Annotated in this window: 20 protein-coding genes and 3 riboswitches; of the genes, 12 read left to right on the top strand and 8 right to left on the bottom strand. The window is 40.9% G+C overall.

The annotated features are described in order from the left end of the window. Positions 1–136 precede the first annotated feature (136 nt). The gene (locus R4Z09_RS24680) at positions 137–664 is read right to left on the bottom strand and encodes a QueT transporter family protein (RefSeq protein WP_338449345.1); all 528 of its coding nucleotides are present in this window, start codon (positions 662–664) and stop codon (positions 137–139) included. A 6-nt stretch (positions 665–670) separates the two neighbouring features. Continuing rightward, positions 671–715, bottom strand: a riboswitch (PreQ1 riboswitch). Between the two features lie 466 nt (positions 716–1181). Here R4Z09_RS24680 and R4Z09_RS24675 point away from each other — a divergent pair. Further along, positions 1182–1991: a TerC family protein gene (locus R4Z09_RS24675; RefSeq protein WP_338449344.1), complete on the top strand. Its 810-nt coding sequence runs from the start codon at positions 1182–1184 to the stop codon at positions 1989–1991. A gap of 38 nt (positions 1992–2029) precedes the next feature. Next, a complete protein-coding gene (locus R4Z09_RS24670) occupies positions 2030–2665 on the top strand; it encodes a protein kinase family protein (protein WP_338449343.1) in 636 nt (211 codons plus the stop codon). Positions 2666–3220: 555 nt separating this feature from the next. On the opposite strand, the gene R4Z09_RS24665 is transcribed toward R4Z09_RS24670, so the two are convergent. From R4Z09_RS24665 to R4Z09_RS24650, 4 genes are all read right to left on the bottom strand, one after another. After that, positions 3221–3958 (bottom strand): ATP-binding cassette domain-containing protein, encoded by a 738-nt coding sequence (locus R4Z09_RS24665; protein ID WP_338449342.1) that lies wholly within the window; start codon positions 3956–3958, stop codon positions 3221–3223. Continuing rightward, on the bottom strand, positions 3955–4653 hold the full coding sequence (locus R4Z09_RS24660; protein ID WP_338449341.1) for an ABC transporter permease: 699 nt from the start codon (positions 4651–4653) through the stop codon (positions 3955–3957). Before R4Z09_RS24660 ends, R4Z09_RS24665 begins: the two co-directional genes overlap by 4 nt. Before the next feature lie 90 nt (positions 4654–4743). Continuing rightward, complete coding sequence (locus R4Z09_RS24655) at positions 4744–5652, bottom strand: substrate-binding domain-containing protein (protein ID WP_338449340.1); 909 nt, start codon at positions 5650–5652, stop codon at positions 4744–4746. Positions 5653–5656: 4 nt separating this feature from the next. Next, on the bottom strand, positions 5657–6565 hold the full coding sequence (locus tag R4Z09_RS24650) for a helix-turn-helix transcriptional regulator (RefSeq protein WP_338449339.1): 909 nt from the start codon (positions 6563–6565) through the stop codon (positions 5657–5659). A 316-nt stretch (positions 6566–6881) separates the two neighbouring features. Here R4Z09_RS24650 and R4Z09_RS24645 point away from each other — a divergent pair, with 316 nt between their 5' ends. Continuing rightward, complete coding sequence (locus R4Z09_RS24645; protein WP_338449338.1) at positions 6882–8051, top strand: FtsW/RodA/SpoVE family cell cycle protein; 1170 nt, start codon at positions 6882–6884, stop codon at positions 8049–8051. A gap of 37 nt (positions 8052–8088) precedes the next feature. Here the strand turns inward: R4Z09_RS24645 and R4Z09_RS24640 are convergent, their stop codons facing one another. From R4Z09_RS24640 to R4Z09_RS24630, 3 genes are read right to left on the bottom strand one after another with little or no spacing between them, the layout of a single operon-like run. Beyond that, positions 8089–8454, bottom strand: coding sequence for a spore coat protein (locus R4Z09_RS24640; RefSeq protein WP_422392215.1), 366 nt, complete (start codon positions 8452–8454; stop codon positions 8089–8091). A gap of 23 nt (positions 8455–8477) precedes the next feature. After that, on the bottom strand, positions 8478–8768 hold the full coding sequence (locus R4Z09_RS24635) for a hypothetical protein (protein ID WP_338449337.1): 291 nt from the start codon (positions 8766–8768) through the stop codon (positions 8478–8480). 29 nt (positions 8769–8797) lie between these two features. After that, positions 8798–8929, bottom strand: a complete 132-nt coding sequence (locus R4Z09_RS24630; protein ID WP_338449336.1) for a YuzL family protein — start codon at positions 8927–8929, stop codon at positions 8798–8800. Positions 8930–9110: 181 nt separating this feature from the next. Between R4Z09_RS24630 and R4Z09_RS24625 the strand changes: the two genes are divergently transcribed. The 9 genes from R4Z09_RS24625 (at position 9111) to R4Z09_RS24585 (ending at position 18371) form a co-directional block, all read left to right on the top strand. Then, positions 9111–11495: a 3-hydroxyacyl-CoA dehydrogenase/enoyl-CoA hydratase family protein gene (locus tag R4Z09_RS24625; RefSeq protein ID WP_338449335.1), complete on the top strand. Its 2385-nt coding sequence runs from the start codon at positions 9111–9113 to the stop codon at positions 11493–11495. Positions 11496–11547: 52 nt separating this feature from the next. Then, entirely contained in the window at positions 11548–12723 is a 1176-nt protein-coding gene (locus R4Z09_RS24620) for an acetyl-CoA C-acetyltransferase (RefSeq protein WP_338449334.1), read from the top strand. 16 nt (positions 12724–12739) lie between these two features. Then, positions 12740–14524 (top strand): acyl-CoA dehydrogenase family protein, encoded by a 1785-nt coding sequence (locus tag R4Z09_RS24615; protein ID WP_338449333.1) that lies wholly within the window; start codon positions 12740–12742, stop codon positions 14522–14524. Between the two features lie 263 nt (positions 14525–14787). Continuing rightward, entirely contained in the window at positions 14788–15144 is a 357-nt protein-coding gene (locus R4Z09_RS24610) for an arsenate reductase family protein (protein ID WP_338449332.1), read from the top strand. Positions 15145–15172: 28 nt separating this feature from the next. Further along, complete coding sequence (gene gcvH, locus R4Z09_RS24605) at positions 15173–15556, top strand: glycine cleavage system protein GcvH (RefSeq protein WP_338449331.1); 384 nt, start codon at positions 15173–15175, stop codon at positions 15554–15556. Between the two features lie 49 nt (positions 15557–15605). Then, complete coding sequence (locus R4Z09_RS24600) at positions 15606–15962, top strand: toprim domain-containing protein (RefSeq protein WP_338449330.1); 357 nt, start codon at positions 15606–15608, stop codon at positions 15960–15962. A gap of 4 nt (positions 15963–15966) precedes the next feature. Beyond that, the gene (locus R4Z09_RS24595; RefSeq protein ID WP_338449329.1) at positions 15967–16275 is read left to right on the top strand and encodes a thioredoxin family protein; all 309 of its coding nucleotides are present in this window, start codon (positions 15967–15969) and stop codon (positions 16273–16275) included. Between the two features lie 187 nt (positions 16276–16462). Beyond that, entirely contained in the window at positions 16463–16828 is a 366-nt protein-coding gene (locus tag R4Z09_RS24590) for a hypothetical protein (RefSeq protein ID WP_338449328.1), read from the top strand. Positions 16829–16884: 56 nt separating this feature from the next. Next, positions 16885–16983, top strand: a riboswitch (SAM riboswitch). Positions 16984–17066: 83 nt separating this feature from the next. Beyond that, complete coding sequence (locus R4Z09_RS24585; protein ID WP_338449327.1) at positions 17067–18371, top strand: O-acetylhomoserine aminocarboxypropyltransferase/cysteine synthase family protein; 1305 nt, start codon at positions 17067–17069, stop codon at positions 18369–18371. A gap of 209 nt (positions 18372–18580) precedes the next feature. Next, positions 18581–18688, top strand: a riboswitch (SAM riboswitch). The last annotated feature ends 92 nt before the right edge of the window (positions 18689–18780 follow it).

Raw genomic sequence — 18780 nt, 5'->3', positions numbered from 1 at the left:
AAAAAAGTACAAATGGATGTACTCTAAACAAAATAATGACTATAAAAGACTGAGTGTTCCCAGCACTCGGTCTTTTCATTATAGCCTAGTAAAAAGAACGGTAAGCAAGAAAATAAGACTGACATACGTGTCAGTCTTATTGTGAAATAACTTTATGATCTGAAATGGAGACGGAAGGTTCCATCATTTTTTTAAAGTTTACCCGCTTATTTACAGCGTACATAATTGGTGCCCCAACAACCATGACAACTAGTTCCCCGGCAGCCGTCGTTAGCCATGTAAATAAGAATGGAAGTCCGAATGCTAGGTTCAACTCAAACGCAATAATAAACATCGTAAAGGTGAATACAATCGTGTTAAAAGCCATACGGGACCAGATGCCTTTAATAAAACGAGTGGAGAAAATCGTTACTAAAAGGGCAACAATCGACTGTCCGACACCAAAAACAAGATCATAGGCGACCATCGGCGAAAAGAACAGGTTTGTTAAGAATACACCAAGGACAATCCCATAAATGAATCTCTTGTTAAATACGATGAGATGATTGAACATCTCGGAGACACGAAATTGAACATTCGTGAAGCCAAATGGCTGGATGACAAAGCTTACAGCAATATATAATGCTGCGACAATGCCATTTACTGCAAGGGTTTTAATATTCATAAGAATCTCTCCTTAGTTTTTTATCGTGGGAGGGTCTCGAACCACGTGTTGAAGTAAATCAAATTATATTATTATACTATGAAAATAAAAAAATTAAACCTCTTTTTTCTAAAAGAGAAAAAGAATATTCTTGACATTCTTTCAAAGACTCTTTATTATTACCTTATCAGAATAAGAGTTTTCCCTAAAGGGGAGTAGCTTTTACAGCAAAGTCGTCATTACGGAGTTTGTGCTCCCGGCTTTGTTGGCAACTTTTAAAGTTGTTAGCAAGACCTTTACCAATAGGCAGGGTCTTTTTATTTGTGCAATCAGACCTTTACTATTGGTAAAGGTCTTTTTATTTTGTTTCGATGGGAGGAGAGTATATGGGAAATAAATCGGCATGGACCCTAGTTATCGTTAAGACAGAAGTTATGAAGAAACTCTCTGGCAGTCGAGCGATATGGACCGAAACTTGAAAATGAAAAGCTCGTTACAATAGTCAAAGCGAACAGAATATTTTCAAGGAGGTTAAAAAATGGAATTTTCATTATTGATGGAGTATGGATGGGTCTTATTAGTCTTAATTGTGTTAGAAGGACTGCTGGCAACCGATAACGCATTGGTGCTGGCAATTATGGTGAAGCATCTACCGGAGGAGCAGCGCAGGAAAGCATTATTTTATGGGTTAGCAGGAGCGTTTGTATTCCGTTTTGGATCATTATTTGTTATTTCGTTTCTTGTTGATATTTGGCAGGTTCAAGCGCTTGGTGCGGCGTATCTGATCTTCATGTGCTTAAATCATCTATATAAACATTTTCTTAAAAAGAAACCAGAAGGAGAAGCTCATATCGAAAAGCCTAAGAAGCAAAGCGGCTTTTGGATGACTGTATTAAAAGTCGAAGTGGCCGATATTGCGTTTGCCATTGATTCTATCTTAGCGGCAGTTGCGTTGGCAGTCACACTTCCTCTTATTCCTAATATGGGAGAAATCGGCGGAATGCATGCCGGTCATTTCATTGTTATTTTTGCCGGAGGTTTTATTGGCCTAGTGATCATGCGATTTGCTGCCAATATGTTCGTCAAATTGTTAGCTAAAAAACCTGGTTTGGAGATTGCTGCTTTTGTTATCGTCGGATGGGTTGGAGTGAAGCTTCTCGTTCAAACCTTATCACATCCGGCTGTAGCAGTTGTTTCAGAAGGTTTTTCTCACTCAACAGCCTGGAAAGCAACATTCTACATTGTATTAGTCGGTATCGCAGCTGCAGGCTGGTTCCTTTCAAAGGATCACCAAGAGGAAACAGCATCTGAAACAGCTTCAGATAATACGAAAAAGGTGAATGCGTAATTTACATTATCAAATCAAGAAAAGGGAAGGAGTACTACTTGAAATCATATAGCGAACTTGCTCGCAGTGTTACGTTTTCAAGGAGAGGCTCCAAAACGATACTAACAGGAAAGCATGAGGATTTGGAGTTTGTTGGTGCCGGTAGAAGTGCCTATGTATTTAGAATCAAAGCAACTGAAAAAGTGATTAAAGTTTTTTTCCCTCCTTTTACTGCGATCGCAAAGGAAGAAGCAAGAATTTATCGGGTCCTGCAGGGAATGGATTATTATCCCTCCTTGTATGATGCAGGTGAAAATTATTTAGTCATTGATTATCTGCGCGGAGTTACTTTTTTTGACTGCTTAAGTAAGGGGCATATCATTTATCCGCAGCATATTGAAGCGGTTGATCATGCCCTGTTCCTGGCAAGGCAAAGAGGCTTAAATCCTTCTGATATCCACTTGAGAAATATCCTTTTAACCAGGGAAGGTGAAATTAAGCTTATTGATGTAGCCCGCTTTGGACAAAAAAAAGATTGTCATCAATGGGACGATTTAAAAAAGGTCTTTTATAAATACTATAATAAAGGTCTCTGCCCAAAGAAAATGCCGGTCTGGCTATTAAATAGGATTGCTGATGTTTACATGAAAAGATGGCTGCCGCAGCTGCCTCAATTGAATGGATATCAGCGGTAAGTGATGGAGTAAATAGAGTGGGAGGTCTAAAATGAAAAAAGACCTCCATTAATAGGAGGTTAAAGGGGGGTTTACACTTATTATAAGTGTGACCCATATGAGCGATTTTTATACAAAGCTATTTATTGCTTAGTCCTGTTAAAGCCCTTTTTTCAAATATTGGTGAAACGCCTGTACAAATAGTGAACAAGCTTCATATGTAATAGTAAAGGACAACTTAAGTTTGTCCTTACCGTTAAACCCAAAACCTCCTATATTTTTTTTAAAGCCGTATGACTGAATCATACGGCTTCTTTTTAATTATGGTTATGTTTAACATAGTTGTTGATTTCCGTTCCAGGCACTTCGCGCACCTTAGGGCGACCGCCGAGCCTCCTCGACACTTTGTTTCAGCAGGATCACTCCTATCCCGCTTCTCCCTCAGGACATTGAATTACTTCCTCGAATCCGCCCACGCACGAGAAAATTCGATAGAATTTTCGAGGAGTCTTCGTGCCTTCCACTACAATCAACCTGCTTACAATAAATCAATATTCTGCTTTAACAAAGCCTTAATTATAAGGTTAAATAGCTTTTCCATTCATTGATGAAGGATTGAGTGGATGCATTTGGATTGGCTATGACATCCTCTGTGGAGCCGTGCTGCTGCAATTCACCGTTCATTAAGATAAATAATTCATTTGTTAATGATTTAACCTCAAGTAAATCATGACTAACAAATAAAACGGTTGTGCCTGACGTTGTTAAAATGGATTTAAAATCCTCAACTAGCTTCATTTTGGTTGGAAAGTCTAGTGCGGAAAACGGCTCGTCCAGGCAGAGCAGCTCAGGCTCAAGAATCATGGCCCTTGCTAAATTAACCCGCTGTGATTCCCCGCCAGACAGCTTGTATGCATGCTTATCGGCCAAGTGGGCAATATTAAACTTTTCCATCCATTCAAACACCTTTGCCTTAATCACTTTCCGCGGCTGCTTTCTAATCTTGAGCCCGACGGCAATATTTTGAAAAACGGTCGAATCAAGCAGCAGCGATTGCTGAAGGGCAATAGCAATTTTTCTCCGCTGATCAAGGGTAACCGTCTGGGCAGAAACCTTTTCCCCGTGAAAATAAATCGTTCCGTTAGTAGGAGCCTCTAACAGGGAAAGGAGCTTAAGCAGGGTGCTTTTTCCAGCCCCGTTTGGACCCATGATTCCATATACATGTCCTTTTTCAATCACAAGCTCTGGAATCGAAAGGATGTTTCGGCTTGGTACTTGAAATTCAAGCTTTTCTGCTCTGATCATTTCCGTCATTCCATCCGCCTCCTTTGCTGCAGCGAGGTTAGACTGAACGTGATCAAGAAGGCCAGCGCCATTAAAATAAAGGAAAGGGCAATGGCAATATCGAAATTTCCTTTTGAAACCTCCATCATAATGGAGGTTGTTAAGATTCGTGTTTCGCCTAAAATATTGCCCCCTACCATCATGGCGGCACCGACCTCTGCAATCACACGGCCAAAACCGGCCATAATCGCGGCCAATAAGGCAATCCGCATCTCTTTTAATAAAATGAATAAGGTTTGTAGTTTTGTCGCTCCAAGTGCTTTAATCTGCAGGAGCATTTTATCATTGATTTGCTGAAAAGAGGAGCTTGTTAACCCAGTTACAATTGGAAGGGAAACCAGGATTTGCGCCAAAATGATCGCTGTCGGAGTATATAATAGGGCGTAGTCTCCAAATCGGCCTGAACGCCACAGCAGCATCGTAATCGTCAGACCGGCGATGACGGGAGGCAGTCCCATGCCAATATTGATAAAGGCGAGAATGAGTTTTCTTCCTTTAAACCGCGCCAGCCCTAAAACAATTCCAATCGGAATGCCAATGATTGTGCTGATAAGGATAGCTGTAAAGGATACACGGAGGGTGAGAAAACTAACCTCAAAAATACCCTTGTCCCCAGATGTAATCAATTCAACTGCTTTTAATAAACCTTCTATAATAAGATCCATTCAACCAACCAACTTCCTACTCTTTCGTAAATAAAAGGGTGGCGGTAAGTATTATAGACTTACCGCCATCCTTTATTTATTATATCTCTATTATTTAGCATCCGGGAAGAACAAGGCTTGACCATATTTGTCCTTGCCGAATTCTCCGATAGCTTTTTGTGTATCATTATTGATCATAAAGTCAACAAATTTCTCTGCGCCCTCTGCGTATACTTTATCATGCTTTTCAGGATTTACCTGCATCACATGGTAAATATTTTTTAATTCCTCATCACCTTCAACAGAAATTTGTAGGTTTGTTAAATTCTTTTCCTGCGCTAACCAAGTTCCTCTGTCAGTTAAAGTATAGCCGCTCTTTTCATTGGCGATTTGTAATGTAGCACCCATTCCTTGTCCTGTTTGAAGATAGGATGCGTTATCAGTAGGTGTTAAGTTCGCTTTTTTCCATACTTCAAGCTCTTTTTTATGTGTACCAGAGTCATCGCCTCTTGAAACAAAGACCGCATTTTCACTCATGATTTTTGCAAAAGCCTCTGAAATCGCTAATCCTTTAATTCCAGCAGGGTCATCCTTAGGTCCGACGATGATAAAATCATTATGCATCACAAGCTGACGGTTAATCGCATCGCCGCTTGCAACAATTTCTTCTTCTGAAGCAGGGGCATGAACAAGCAATACATCTGCTTCACCTTTTGTACCCATTTCTAACGCCTGTCCTGTACCAACAGCAATGGTTTTTACATTAATATTTGGATTTTGTTCTTCAAACATCGGGATAATCAGTTCGTCTAATAAACCTGTGTCCTGTGTACTCGTTGTCGTTGCTAAAATAAGATCCTTTGTTTCAGCCTTTTCTTTCGTATCTGCAGCCTGCTCAGTTTGGTTATCCTTGTTGTCAGTTGTTTTATCTGCCGCATCATTGTTATTTCCGCAAGCCCCTAAAACCAACAATAACAAAGCGAAGAGACTTACTGCTAAAAATCGATTGAATTTTTTCATGGTTCTAGCTCCTTAATCTATGGTCGTAAATAATAGTTCCAAACTCAGATACATCATAGCCCGCTTTATTCTGCATACTATCAGTAAACGCTGTGTCGGTAAGCATATCGATGAATTGCTTTAATGTCGCTTGATTTTGCTCTGTCCACCGGAAAACAAGATCGAATTGTTCCTTCATGACAGGAATAAAATCTAATTGGAGATTTTCTGTTGCCGATTGTATGCCAAAAGCAGCGTCTGCTTTTCCTCCGTTAACAAGTGATGCCGTTGCAGAATGAGTCCATTCCTCATTGTCATAGCCATGTATGACTTGAGGATCAATTCCTTCTTCGGCTAAATGATAATCGATTAAGTAGCGGGTACCAGACCCTTTTTGCCGATTAACAAAAACGACGTCTTCCCTTGTTAGATCGTGAAAGCTTTTTATGTTTTTGGGATTCCCTTTTGCGACAATAAAGCCCTGGACTCTCGAAGCAAACCGCATAACCGTGATCGGCTCATGGACAAAAAGCTGTTTGATAAAAGGAATGTTATACTCCTTTGAAGAAGGGTCTAATAAGTGTATGGCAGCTGCATCACAACTATTTCGATATAACATCATCAGTCCTTCAAGACTGCCAACATATGTAGGGTGGATCGATAAACCTTGTGTTTGCCGTGCTGCATATTTAACTAAATGCTCGATGAGAAAATCATGGCTGCCGGCAAGACGAATCGCATGGGCTGCGGCTGGTTTCGGAGCGGGTGCTGTTTCCATCTCTTGTTTATATCGATTGACTTCATTCTGCTCAATCCGCATTTTATTTCCAACCTTAAAGGCACGAAGCTCCCCGCGTTTAATCAATTCATAGACAGTATGTTTTGATATTTTAAACAGCTTGGCTACTTCATCAGGAGTATATATTTCATTCATGGGCATCTCCTTTCTTACTAAATATAACATTATGTCTTTGGGACGCATGCAAAAAAAAGTTTATCATATTGTTTTGTCTAAAAACAATTGGTTTTGTTTAGTTTTGTTTAGTTTTGTTAGGGTAATGATCATTCGTTCATATTATGTTCATTAAATTTTCATAAAGTATAGGTAAAATGATGGAGTGATGGAGTGTAATATTATCCATTATCAATGATTTTGTTGAGATTTGTCGAAAATAAAAATATAATGAAGAATTGAAAGTGATAATGAATGGACTGTTATTTTAAAGCAGCTCCTTAGAAGGTGAAGAAGCATGACAAATAAACAATCTACATCAAGACTAGACTTCAGTCTTGTCCTTATATTACTACTATTATGCCTAGCCAGCTGTATTTCCATTTACAGTGCCCAAAAGACAGGGCAATACGGTGAAAACTTCTTATTAAAGCAAATCGTTTGGTATATTGTCGGATCGGGGATTATTGCCGCTGTCATCACACTCGATTCTGATCAGCTTAAGAAGCTTTCATGGTATGCGTATGGCTTTGGGAACTTCTTATTAGCCTTTCTGATTGTGGCCCCGGACAGTATTGCCCCGGTCATTAATGGTGCAAAAAGCTGGTATAAAGTTCCGGGAATGGGATCCTTGCAGCCATCGGAATTTTTTAAAGTGTTCCTCATTCTGGCGCTTGCCCGTGTGATCGTGGAGCACCATCAAAAGTATTTGTTAAAAACGATCCAGACCGATTTATGGCTTTTATTGAAGCTTGGATTTGTGACAATGCTGCCGTTGCTATTGGTGATGCAGCAGCCTGATTTAGGAACATCGCTTGTACTGATGGCAATATTACTAGGCATGCTGTTTATTTCCGGAATTTCATGGAAAATACTTGTTACGATATTCGGCAGTGCTGCTGCCCTCATTACGGTTATTTTCTATTTTGTCCTTTGGAAGCCCGAGATACTGGAAAAATATCTTGGGGTTAAAGAGTATCAATTCGGGCGGATCTATTCATGGATTGATCCTTATAATTACCAAAGTTCAACAGGTTTCCAGCTTACCCGCTCCTTACTGGCGATTGGGTCCGGTGAAACGTCGGGAAAAGGCTTCGGAACAAGAGACGTGTACCTGCCGGAAAGTCATACCGATTTTATCTTTAGTGTTGTAGGGGAAGAGTTTGGCTTTATTGGGGCAAGTATTTTAGTCAGCTTATTCTTTTTGCTGATTTATCATATTACAAAAGTGGGCATGGAAACGAAGAATCACTTCTATTCATACATTTGTGTCGGTGTCATCAGTATGATTACGTTCCACGTATTTCAAAATATCGGCATGACAATCGGACTCTTGCCAATTACCGGGATTCCACTTTCGTTTATCAGCTATGGAGGCAGCTCGTTAATGGGAAATATGCTGGCGCTCGGACTGATATTCTCGATCCGCTATCATTATAAAAAATATATGTTTTCAACTACGGATTAACAAAAGCCGCTTTGAATTGTTCAAAGCGGCTTTTGTATTATTGCAGCTGCCCGCCTCCATAAGGGAATTGGGTGGTGGTGTAATTATAGAATTGCTGATGTTTTTGCTGGAGCTTTTGCTGATCTTCCTGCTCAAGCTTGTACCAGCCTTTTTTGAACATGAGATTATAGAGCTGACGTTGTTCATTTTGCGCTTCCGTACAAATAGACAAAAGGTCTTGATATAGCGCTTCGTGACTGGCCTCATTTAGCGCAATGCTATAATTATTGGTTATATATTTTTCCGTTGCTAATGCATCGTTCAAGAAATCGCGGTCATTCATTTGTGGTGTTTTCTGTAATTTCGTTGTTTTAGGATTTGCGATTGTTTGACTTTGTCCGCTTTGATTTTGGTTTTGATTCACGTTGTACACCTCCGAAAAAGTAATTACATCATTCCGTTATTCGACGGTTGTTGTTGTTGATTTTGAACGTTCAAATGGGAAAGGATTCTTTCGTAATGACGCTGGTGCATTTGACCGCAGCGTTCCAGCTCGGACGCAATTTCAGGGTCTTGACATTGCTGAGCAAAAAAATGAGCCTTTTTCATTGCCAATAGATTCCATGAAAGCATATCCGTTAAATATAAGGTGTCTTTTGTTGAAATGACCGCTGGCGGTTGTTGATACAAGATGCCTTGATTTTGTGTATTCATATTCATGTTTGATTGCTGCTGCATGTTCAATCCTCCTTTAATTTCGTTAATGACTACTTCTTATATTGATTATTTTGACTGTTTACTTTATCGCGGTCATTGTACTCTCCACCTGGTCCAGCATTCCCTTTAATGCTTGCTGCACTAACTGCTGCTCTTGATGGATTCTTCACTCTTTTTACCATGGGTTTCACCTCCATGCTTAGCTTAACCTTTTATGTAAAATTCCTTGCAGGGCATTTTTTTCTTTATTTTCCGGAATGATTGTTCAAAAATTCAATATATTTTATAAGTAAAACAAAACTTTCACCAAGATTTTTCCCCCTCAAAAAGTAGATTCATTCATTCAAAAGGAGGGCTTTAACAATGATTCAATCGATTCGAAAAGCAGCAGTCCTCGGATCAGGCGTAATGGGCTCGGGAATAGCGGCCCACCTCGCTAATATTGGGATTCCGACACTGCTGCTCGATATCGTTCCATCTCAATTAACGGATAGTGAAAAAGCGATCGGCTTAACACTTGAAGATAAACAAGTCCGCAACAGGATAAGTGAACAATCGCTGCAAAAGCTCTTAAAACAAAAGCCTGCACCGTTAACATCGGTAAAAAATCTTTCTCTTCTTGAAGCTGGTAATTTAAAAGATGATCTGCACCGTTTAAATGAGGCGGATTGGATCATCGAGGTGGTAGTCGAGAACCTTGATATTAAAAAGCAGCTTTTAACAAAGGTTGATCAATATCGAAGACCTGGAAGTATTGTCAGTTCCAATACTTCCGGAATTTCCGTCGAAGCCATGGCGGAAGGGCGCTCAGCTGATTTCAAAAAGCATTTTCTCGGAACCCACTTTTTTAACCCGCCCCGCTATTTAAAGCTGCTTGAAGTGATTCCAATAAAGGATACAAACTCGGATGTAGTAACGTTTATGAAACAATTCGGGGAGGAGCGGCTTGGTAAAGGTGTGGTCATTGCAAAGGATACCCCCAACTTTATTGCGAACCGGATTGGAACGTATGGGCTGCTTGTTACAGTGAAAGAAATGTTAAACGGCGATTATAGTGTCGGGGAAGTGGATTCTGTTACAGGTCCCTTGATCGGCCGGCCCAAAAGTGCCACGTTCCGAACGCTTGATGTCGTTGGACTTGATACCTTTGCCCATGTTGCCAATACCGTTTATCAGCAAACCGAAGGCCATGAAAAGCAGGTATTTGAAATTCCCTCTTTTATGAAAAGCATGCTGCAAAATGGTTGGTTAGGCAGCAAATCAGGGCAGGGTTTTTACTTGAAAAAAGGGAAGGAAATCCTTGAGCTGGATCCAGCTACATTGGAATATATGCCGCGGAAAAAATTAATAACAGACGCTGTTGAACGCAGTAAACAGGAAAAAAACATCGATAATAAAATGAAAATGCTCCTATCTAGTGAGGACCGTGCTGGAAAGCTGTTATGGAATATTCTGATACCCGTCCTGCTCTATTCTGCCGAGCTGCACGGTGAGATTGCCGATGATATTGTTTCGATTGACCAGGCTATGAAATGGGGATTTGGCTGGTCGCAAGGGCCGTTTGAGCTATGGGACAGCATCGGTCTCGAGGAATCGATTCAAAGGCTTCAAGCTGCAAATGCAAGCATTCCCGATTTAGTTAAGGAAATGCTGCAAAAGGGCTGTACATCTTTTTATAAAGAAGAAAACGGTAACCGGCATTTTTATCATAACGGAGAATACCGCCCAATTAAGGAAAATCCAAAGATTCTCAACCTGGCAAAAATCAAGCAGCAAAAAGGCGTGATCAAAAAGAACAGTGGTGCCAGCTTAATCGACATTGGCGACGGTGTTGCCTTGCTTGAATTCCACTCGCAGAATAACGCTATTGGACCTGATATTTTACAAATGATCAATTTCGCTGTTGATGAAGTGGAGATGCATTATAAAGGGCTTGTTATTGGGAATCAGGGAAAGAACTTTTGTGTCGGCGCCAATTTAGCGATGATTCTGATGGAGGCGCAGGACGATTCATTATTTGAATTAGAGTGGATTGTGTCATCCTTTCAACAAACAATGATGAAAATTAAATACAGCACAAAGCCTGTTGTAGCCGCGCCATTTGCGATGACACTTGGCGGCGGGGCGGAGGTTTGTTTACCGGCAGCTCGGATCCAGGCTTCAATGGAAACCTATATCGGACTTGTTGAAACTGGTGTTGGTCTTATTCCAGGCGGCGGGGGAAATAAAGAGCTTTATTTAAAACATCTCCATTCCATTCCAGAAGAGGTTGAAATTGACTTACAAAAGGTAGCCAATCAAGTATTCGAAACGATTGCCCTGGCAAAGGTCTCTACATCAGGCATAGAGGCGCGAGAAAGAGGCTTTTTAAATGAGAATGATGGAATCAGTGTCAATGACGACTTTCTTCTTTATGATGCCAAGCAAGCCGTACTGTCTCTTTCCGAAAAAGGCTATAAACCGCCGCTTAAACAAAAAATTCCCGTTGTCGGTGAAACTGGCTATGCAGCCCTTTTACTGGGAGCACAGGCGATGAGAACATCCGGTTACATTTCGGATCATGATTTGAAAATAGCAAAAAAGCTTGCCTATGTGATTGCAGGAGGAAGGGTGCCGTACGGAACAAATGTGGAGGAAGAGTATTTGCTCCAGCTGGAAAAAGAAGCCTTTTTAAGCCTCATAGCGGAACGAAAGTCTCAAGAACGCATGCAGCATATGCTTCTAAAAGGAAAGCCGCTTCGAAATTAACAATAGTGCAAAAGATGGCAATGGGCACAGAAAAAGGGAAGGAGAGACAGATATGAATGAAGCGGTCATTGTAGCCGGAGCCCGAACTCCGGTTGGAAAGGCAAAAAAAGGAACGCTAGCAACCGTTCGACCGGATGATTTAGGAGCACTTGTGGTAAAAGAAACGTTAAAGCGGGCCGGAGGGTATGAAGGAAATATTGATGATTTGGTTATTGGCTGTGCCATGCCTGAAGCAGAGCAGGGAATGAATATGGCCCGAAATATCGGAGCGCTTGCAGGTCTGCCGTATACAGTACCTGCAATTACGATTAACCGTTACTGCTCGTCAGGCCTGCAGTCAATTGCCTATGGTGCCGAAAGAATTATGCTGGGACATGCGGATACGATTATTGCCGGCGGCGCCGAATCGATGAGTCTTGTACCAATGATGGGTCATGTTGTTCGCCCGAATGTCAAATTGGCTGAAGAAGCACCTCAATATTACATGAGCATGGGGCATACAGCCGAGAAAGTAGCGGAAAAGTTCGGAATCTCAAGAGAAGATCAGGATCAATTTGCCGTTGGAAGTCATCAAAAAGCAGCCAAGGCGATTTCGGAAGGCAAATTTGTCGATGAAATTGTACCGGTGGAGGTTCCTGTCCGCTCTATTAGCAGCAATTATAAGCTGAAGGAAACGACCATCACATTTCATGAAGATGAAGGGGTTCGGCCTGATACCAACCTGGCAGCATTGGCAAAACTGCGTCCTTCCTTTTCGGTTAATGGAACCGTTACAGCAGGCAATGCTTCGCAAATGAGTGATGGGGCTGCCGCCGTGATGGTTATGGACCATGAAAAGGCCAAATCATTAGGCTTGCAGCCGCTGGCAAAGCTCAGGTCGTTTGCCGTAGGGGGGGTTCCTCCGGAAATCATGGGCATTGGTCCAGTTGCCGCAGTACCGAAAGCCTTAAAGCTTGCCGGGTTGGAGCTTTCTGATATCGGTTTAATTGAATTAAATGAAGCCTTTGCATCCCAGTCGCTGCAGGTCATCCGTGAACTTGGTTTTGATGAAGAAAAAGTGAATGTGAACGGCGGTGCCATTGCGTTAGGACATCCACTTGGCTGTACAGGAACAAAATTGACATTGACGCTTTTGCATGAAATGAAGCGGAGGCAGGTGCAGTTTGGCATTGTCACCATGTGTATCGGCGGAGGAATGGGTGCTGCCGGAGTATTTGAACTAATCTAAGGAAGGGGGAAACAGCATGCCTAATAAAACGAATACAGCTCCAAAGGGTGGAGGCTTTTTAATCGAGGATGTTTCCTGTGATCAAGTATATACGCCTGATGATTATAGTGATGAGCATAAATTGATAGCGAAAACAACAGAGGAATTTGTGGTGAATCAGGTTATGCCAGAGGTGGAGGCTATTGAAAATCATGAATTTGAAAAGTCTGTAAAACTCCTGCAGCAGGCCGGCGAGCTGGGGTTATTGGCTGCAGATGTACCTGAGGAATATGGCGGCTTAGGGCTTGATAAAGTAAGCTCTGCCTTAATTGCGGAAAAGCTGGCAAGAGCAGGTGCTTTTTCTATTACACACGGGGCACATGTCGGGATCGGCACACTGCCAATTGTGTTATTCGGGAATGAAGAGCAAAAACAAAGATACTTACCTTTATTGGCAACAGGTGAGAAAATTTCCGCGTATGCCCTGACGGAGCCGGGTTCTGGTTCAGATGCACTTGGGGCCAAAACAAGTGCAAGGCTGAATAAGGAAGGAACCCATTATATTTTAAACGGCGAGAAGCAATGGATAACCAACTCAGGCTTTGCTGATATCTTTATTGTCTACGCTAAAATTGACGGCCAGCACTTTTCTGCTTTCATTGTTGAAAGAGATTATCCGGGAGTTTCGACAGGCTCAGAAGAAAAAAAGATGGGAATCAAAGGATCCTCGACAAGAACACTGATTTTTCAAGATGCACTAGTTCCAAAGGAAAACCTTCTCGGCGAATATGGGAAAGGTCATGTGATTGCCTTTAATATTCTCAATATCGGCCGCTATAAGCTCGGGGTTGGGGCCGTTGGTGCGGCGAAAAGGGCATTTGAAGTAACGGTTCAGTATACGAATCAGCGTCAGCAATTTAAACAGCTGCTCTCGAAGTTTCCGTTAACAAAGGAAAAACTAGCATCCATGGCAGCCAAATTATATGCCGCTGAAAGCTCTGTTTACCGAACTGTCGGATTATTTGAGGATCGAATGAGCAGACTGACACCAAAGGAAGTCAATGACGGTAGGGCGGTTGCCAAATCCATCGCCGAATATGCTATCGAGTGCTCAATAAATAAAGTGTTTGCTTCTGAGATGCTGGATTATATTGCAGATGAAGGTGTCCAGCTTCACGGCGGCTATGGATATATGCAGGAATATGAAATTGAACGGATTTATCGTGATTCGAGAATCAATCGGATTTTTGAAGGAACGAATGAAATTAATCGTCTGTTGATACCGGGTACGATTTTACGCAAGGCTGTTAAGGGGGAGCTTGCGCTTCTACAAAAAGCACAAAGCCTGCAGGAAGAATTAATGATGTTTATGCCGTCAGAACCAGGAGATGAACCGCTTGAGCAGGAAAAGTATTTAGTTGCCAACGTCAAAAAGATCGGTCTCTTAGCATTAGGGCTGGCCGTGCAAAAATACGGGGAAGCATTAGAAAAAGAGCAGGAGATATTAGTAAATATAGCTGATATTATTTCTAATATATTTGCGATGGAATCCACTGTTTTACGGACAGAAAAAGCGATAAATAAAGCGGGAACGGATAAAAACAGCCAAAAGCTAATTTATACGCAAATCTTTTGTCAGGAAGCCTTCCAGAAAATTGAACAAGATGCAAAGGAAACACTGATTGCCATTGAACAAGGAGACACTCTTCGGATGATGTTATCTGCTCTTCGCAAGTTTACCCGCCATACTCCGCTTAATATTATTGCAAAGAAAAGAGAGGCAGCCGGGAAATTAATTGATGCAGAGCGTTATATTGTATAACACCTAAATTCCATCAGCAGGTATTTTCCTGCTGATGGTTTCGCCTAAAATAATTTTACATAACTTTCCGTACAAGAAACCCCATATTCGTTAGGGGGAGGAGGATCAGATATATTTTCTTGTGATAATTTTTCAATTCTTTAGAGGATATTGTAAGGAAAAGTAGAATAAAATTATAAGGTCTAAAGAGACCTTTAAAGGTCGTACAGAAATGTGTGTTAAAATATTCTTGGATTTGGACAAGCTAGATATGAGGTGATGAGTTGGCACTTTCGTTTTATTGGTATCCAAAATGCGGTACATGCAGAAAAGCAAAAAAGTGGCTTGATGACCACGAAATTAAGTATGATGAAATACATATTGTAGAAAATCCGCCATCACGGACCGAACTTGAAAATATGGTCAATAAAAGCGGACTGGATATTAAAAAATTCTTTAATACTAGTGGTCAAAAATATCGTGAATTAGGTATGAAGGATCGCATAAAAGAAGCGTCTGAAGCAGAATTGCTTGATTTATTAGCATCTGATGGAATGTTAATTAAACGCCCAATTGTAACGGACTCTGAAAAAGTAACCGTTGGTTTCAAAGAAGAGCAATTTTCTGAGACATGGGTTTAATTAAATCATAACAGCTGGAGGGAAAAGAATGAACGCACCAAAAGAATTACGTTATTCCGAAGAACATGAGTGGGTAAAAGTTGAGGGAGATAAAGTGCGTGTTGGCATTACAGAGTTTGCGCAGCATGAACTTGGTGATATTGTATTTGTCGAGCTTCCTGAAGTAGGAGATGAATTAACAGTTAATGAGCCGTTTGGCAGTGTAGAATCTGTTAAAACAGTTTCAGAACTTTACGCTCCTGTAAGCGGAAAAGTGGTTGAAGTAAACGAAGGATTAGCAGATGATCCGCAATTTGTAAATGAATCCCCTTATGAAAAGGCTTGGATGGTTGTGATTGAGCCTTCTGATTTGTCAGAAATTGACAAGCTGATGACTGCGGAGCAGTATGAAGAAATGACGAAAGAAGACTAAAATTCGGGAGAATGCGCCTATTGGGCGCATTCTGTATTTAAAGGGGGAAATGAGAATTTTAGGCTATGATAAAGTAATTATTGTTGAGGGGACTACGGATAAAAGAAAAGTGAAAACAATTGTCAAAGAACCGATTGAGATCATTTGTACAAATGGAACAATTAGCGCTACACTATTAGATGAATGGGTTGATACATTATACGATAAGGATGTCTATGTATTAGTGGACGCAGATGATGCTGGCGAAAAGCTTCGCAAGAAATTAAAGCGGGAATTTCCACGTGCAGAGCATCTCTATATTGATAAAATGTACCGGGAAGTAGCATCAGCGCCGGAGTTTCATTTGGCAGCCGTATTAATAGCGGCCAATATTGAGGTTCACACCCAATACTTAGACAGAGGTTAATCATATGAAAGAATGGAGCAGAGAGGAACTCGAAGGTTTTATTCATCAACAAGGCTCAGGCTTAATTTATCTATATACACCTTTTTGTGGAACTTGCCAGGTTGCAGGGAAAATGCTTACGGTTGCAGCGGAAATTTTACCTGATACAAAGTTTGGTAAAATCAATTTAAATTATATGCCGCAGCTCGCGGAGAAATGGGAAGTGGAAAGTGTTCCATGTCTCGTTTTTTTAGAAAATGGCAGCATGGCTGATAAAATGTATGCTTTTCAATCGGTTCCTTTTTTAATTGAGAGAATCAAAGCCTTTTTTTAGTTATGCTACTTGTGAGAGGGAAGTAAGCTTTGGAGGCTGCTTCCTTCTCCTTTTTTTGAGTAATATTATAGAAATGTTGTTTTTTGAAAAAATAAGTGGAGAATAATCATGTTACAAAAGCAGGAATCACCCGCCGAATCAGTGAATATATACGTAAAGTGCAGTGAAGCTGGGTGGGTGGTTCAGAATGGTAGGTCTGATTAAGGGTTGGCTTGAAGAAGTGAACCGAAAACAAGCAGTACGTCTGCTTTTGAAAGGTGTCGTTTTCTCCTTTGTAGTGAAAACGGAAAAGGACATCATTTATGTGAAGGTTGAGAACGGCGTTATTTTCCTTGATGATGAAATGCAGGATCCTTCAGTGTTAAAAAGAATCGAATTGCAGGCTGACGTTTTACAGTCTATTCTTTCAGGCGAAAGAAAACTAAGGGAAGCGGTAAAACATAAAGCAGCTGCAGCAACTTTTTCTTTTCGTGAGCTTTTATTGCTGGAGTCACTGTTTTTTCTTGCAAAACCAGACATAAATTATTCACAATCTTTACCAGAAACTCGATAAATAAATTGACTAATAATTATAAATCATGATAATATTTCACTAATTAATTTAATAGTATCTTATCAAGAGCGGTGGAGGGACTGGCCCGATGAAGCCCAGCAACCGGGGAAACACGGTGCTAAATCCAGCAGAGTATTGACTCTGACAGATAAGAAGAGATGACGAAAACCCTTCTTCCTGTGAAAAGAAGGTTTTTTTTATATCTTCTAAAAGTAAATAAACAAAAGGAGAGATAAAGATGTCAGCTAATGAAAAAAAGTATCGTTTAGAAACATTAGGGGTCCATGGTGGCCTGCAGCCAGATCCAGTTACAGGTGCAAGGGTTGTACCAATTTATCAAAATAATGCCTATCAATTTAAAAATACAGAACATGCCGCAAATTTATTTGGATTAGCAGAGCCTGGCTATATCTATACTCGTATTCATAACCCGACAGTAACGGTTTTTGAAGAAAGAGTCGCTCTATTAGAAGGCGGTATCGGTGCACTTGCGACAGCCAGCGGAATGGCAGCCATTACACTGGCTATTTTAAACATTGCTGAAGCAGGGGATGAAATCGTCGCAGCCTCAAACCTTTACGGCGGTACATATAATTTATTTGCTGTTACACTACCTAAATATGGTATTCATGTCCATTTTGTCAATCCTGAAGACCCGGAGAATTTCCGCTCTGCGATAACAGGGAAAACAAAGGCTGTTTTTGCTGAAACGATCGGTAATCCAAGCCTGAAGGTGCTTGATATTGAAAAAGTGGCTGAAATTGCTCATGAAGCAGGCGTGCCGCTTATTATTGATAATACATTTGCTACACCATATTTGTGCCGTCCGATTGAATTTGGTGCAGATATTGTGGTACATTCTGCAACCAAATGGTTATTAGGAAACGGTACAACAACTGGCGGAATCATTGTTGATGCTGGTAAGTTTGACTGGAACTCACCGAAGTTTCCTGGATTTACAGAGCCGGATGAAAGCTATCATGGCCTAGTGTATAGTGAAGCTATTGGTGCTGCCGCTTATATTACAAAAGCGCGTGTTCAGCTTCTTCGTGATATGGGCCCTGCGCTTAGCCCGCAAAATGCCTTTTATTTCGTATTAGGTCTTGAAACGCTTCATGTCAGAATGAAGGAACATGTGGCAAATGCAGTAAAGGTTGTCCAATATTTAGAAAATCATCCTGCAGTCAGCTGGGTTCTGTATCCTGGCAGTGATAACAGCCCTGATAAGGCGCATGTGGAAAAATATTTACCAAAAGGTGCAGGCTCTATGATCGTATTTGGAATTAAAGGCGGCAGAGAAGCTGGAGCTAATTTGATCAATAATATCGAACTATGGGCACATGTTGCTAATGTCGGGGATGCAAAGAGCCTCATCATTCATCCGGCGAGTACAACGCACCAGCAACTTGATGCAGAAGGATTGGCTGCTGCCGGCGTAACAGAGGATTTAATCCGTCTTTCTGTTGGAATTGAAAATGTAGAGGATTTAATCGAAGATTTAGAACAAGCGATCTTTAAAGCAACTGGAGAGTCTTCTCTATAAAACTTTCAGTTTACTGAAATAATTTTAAGAGAGTGCAATAAACCCTATAGCGGGGCCTTTTATAAGGCGATATTGACAGAATATTAATATATTAAAATAAATTATTATATTGACACTCCTTACTATCTATGGTACGATAACTCTCGTAATTCTCAAAATACGTTAAAGTAAAAATGCTTGACATGAATGTAATTAAATATACATGTTTGCTCTTATCAAGAGAGGTGGAGGGATGTGCCCGATGAAACCCGGCAACCGTCAATGTCAATTGACATGGTGCCAATTCACACAAAGCATTATGCTTTGACAGATGAGAGAAAGGCAGCACATCCTTATGCCTTTCTGCTCACATGCAGAAAGGCATTTATTAGTATATAGGCATTTTTTTAACTCATTTCCAGTAAGACTG

It is taken from the genome of Niallia oryzisoli (assembly GCF_036670025.1).
GTDB classification, from domain to species: Bacteria; Bacillota; Bacilli; order Bacillales; family Cytobacillaceae; genus Bacillus_BD; species Bacillus_BD oryzisoli.
Note: the sequence above shows the minus strand (reverse complement) of the source record. Positions and strands in the feature narration are given on the sequence as shown.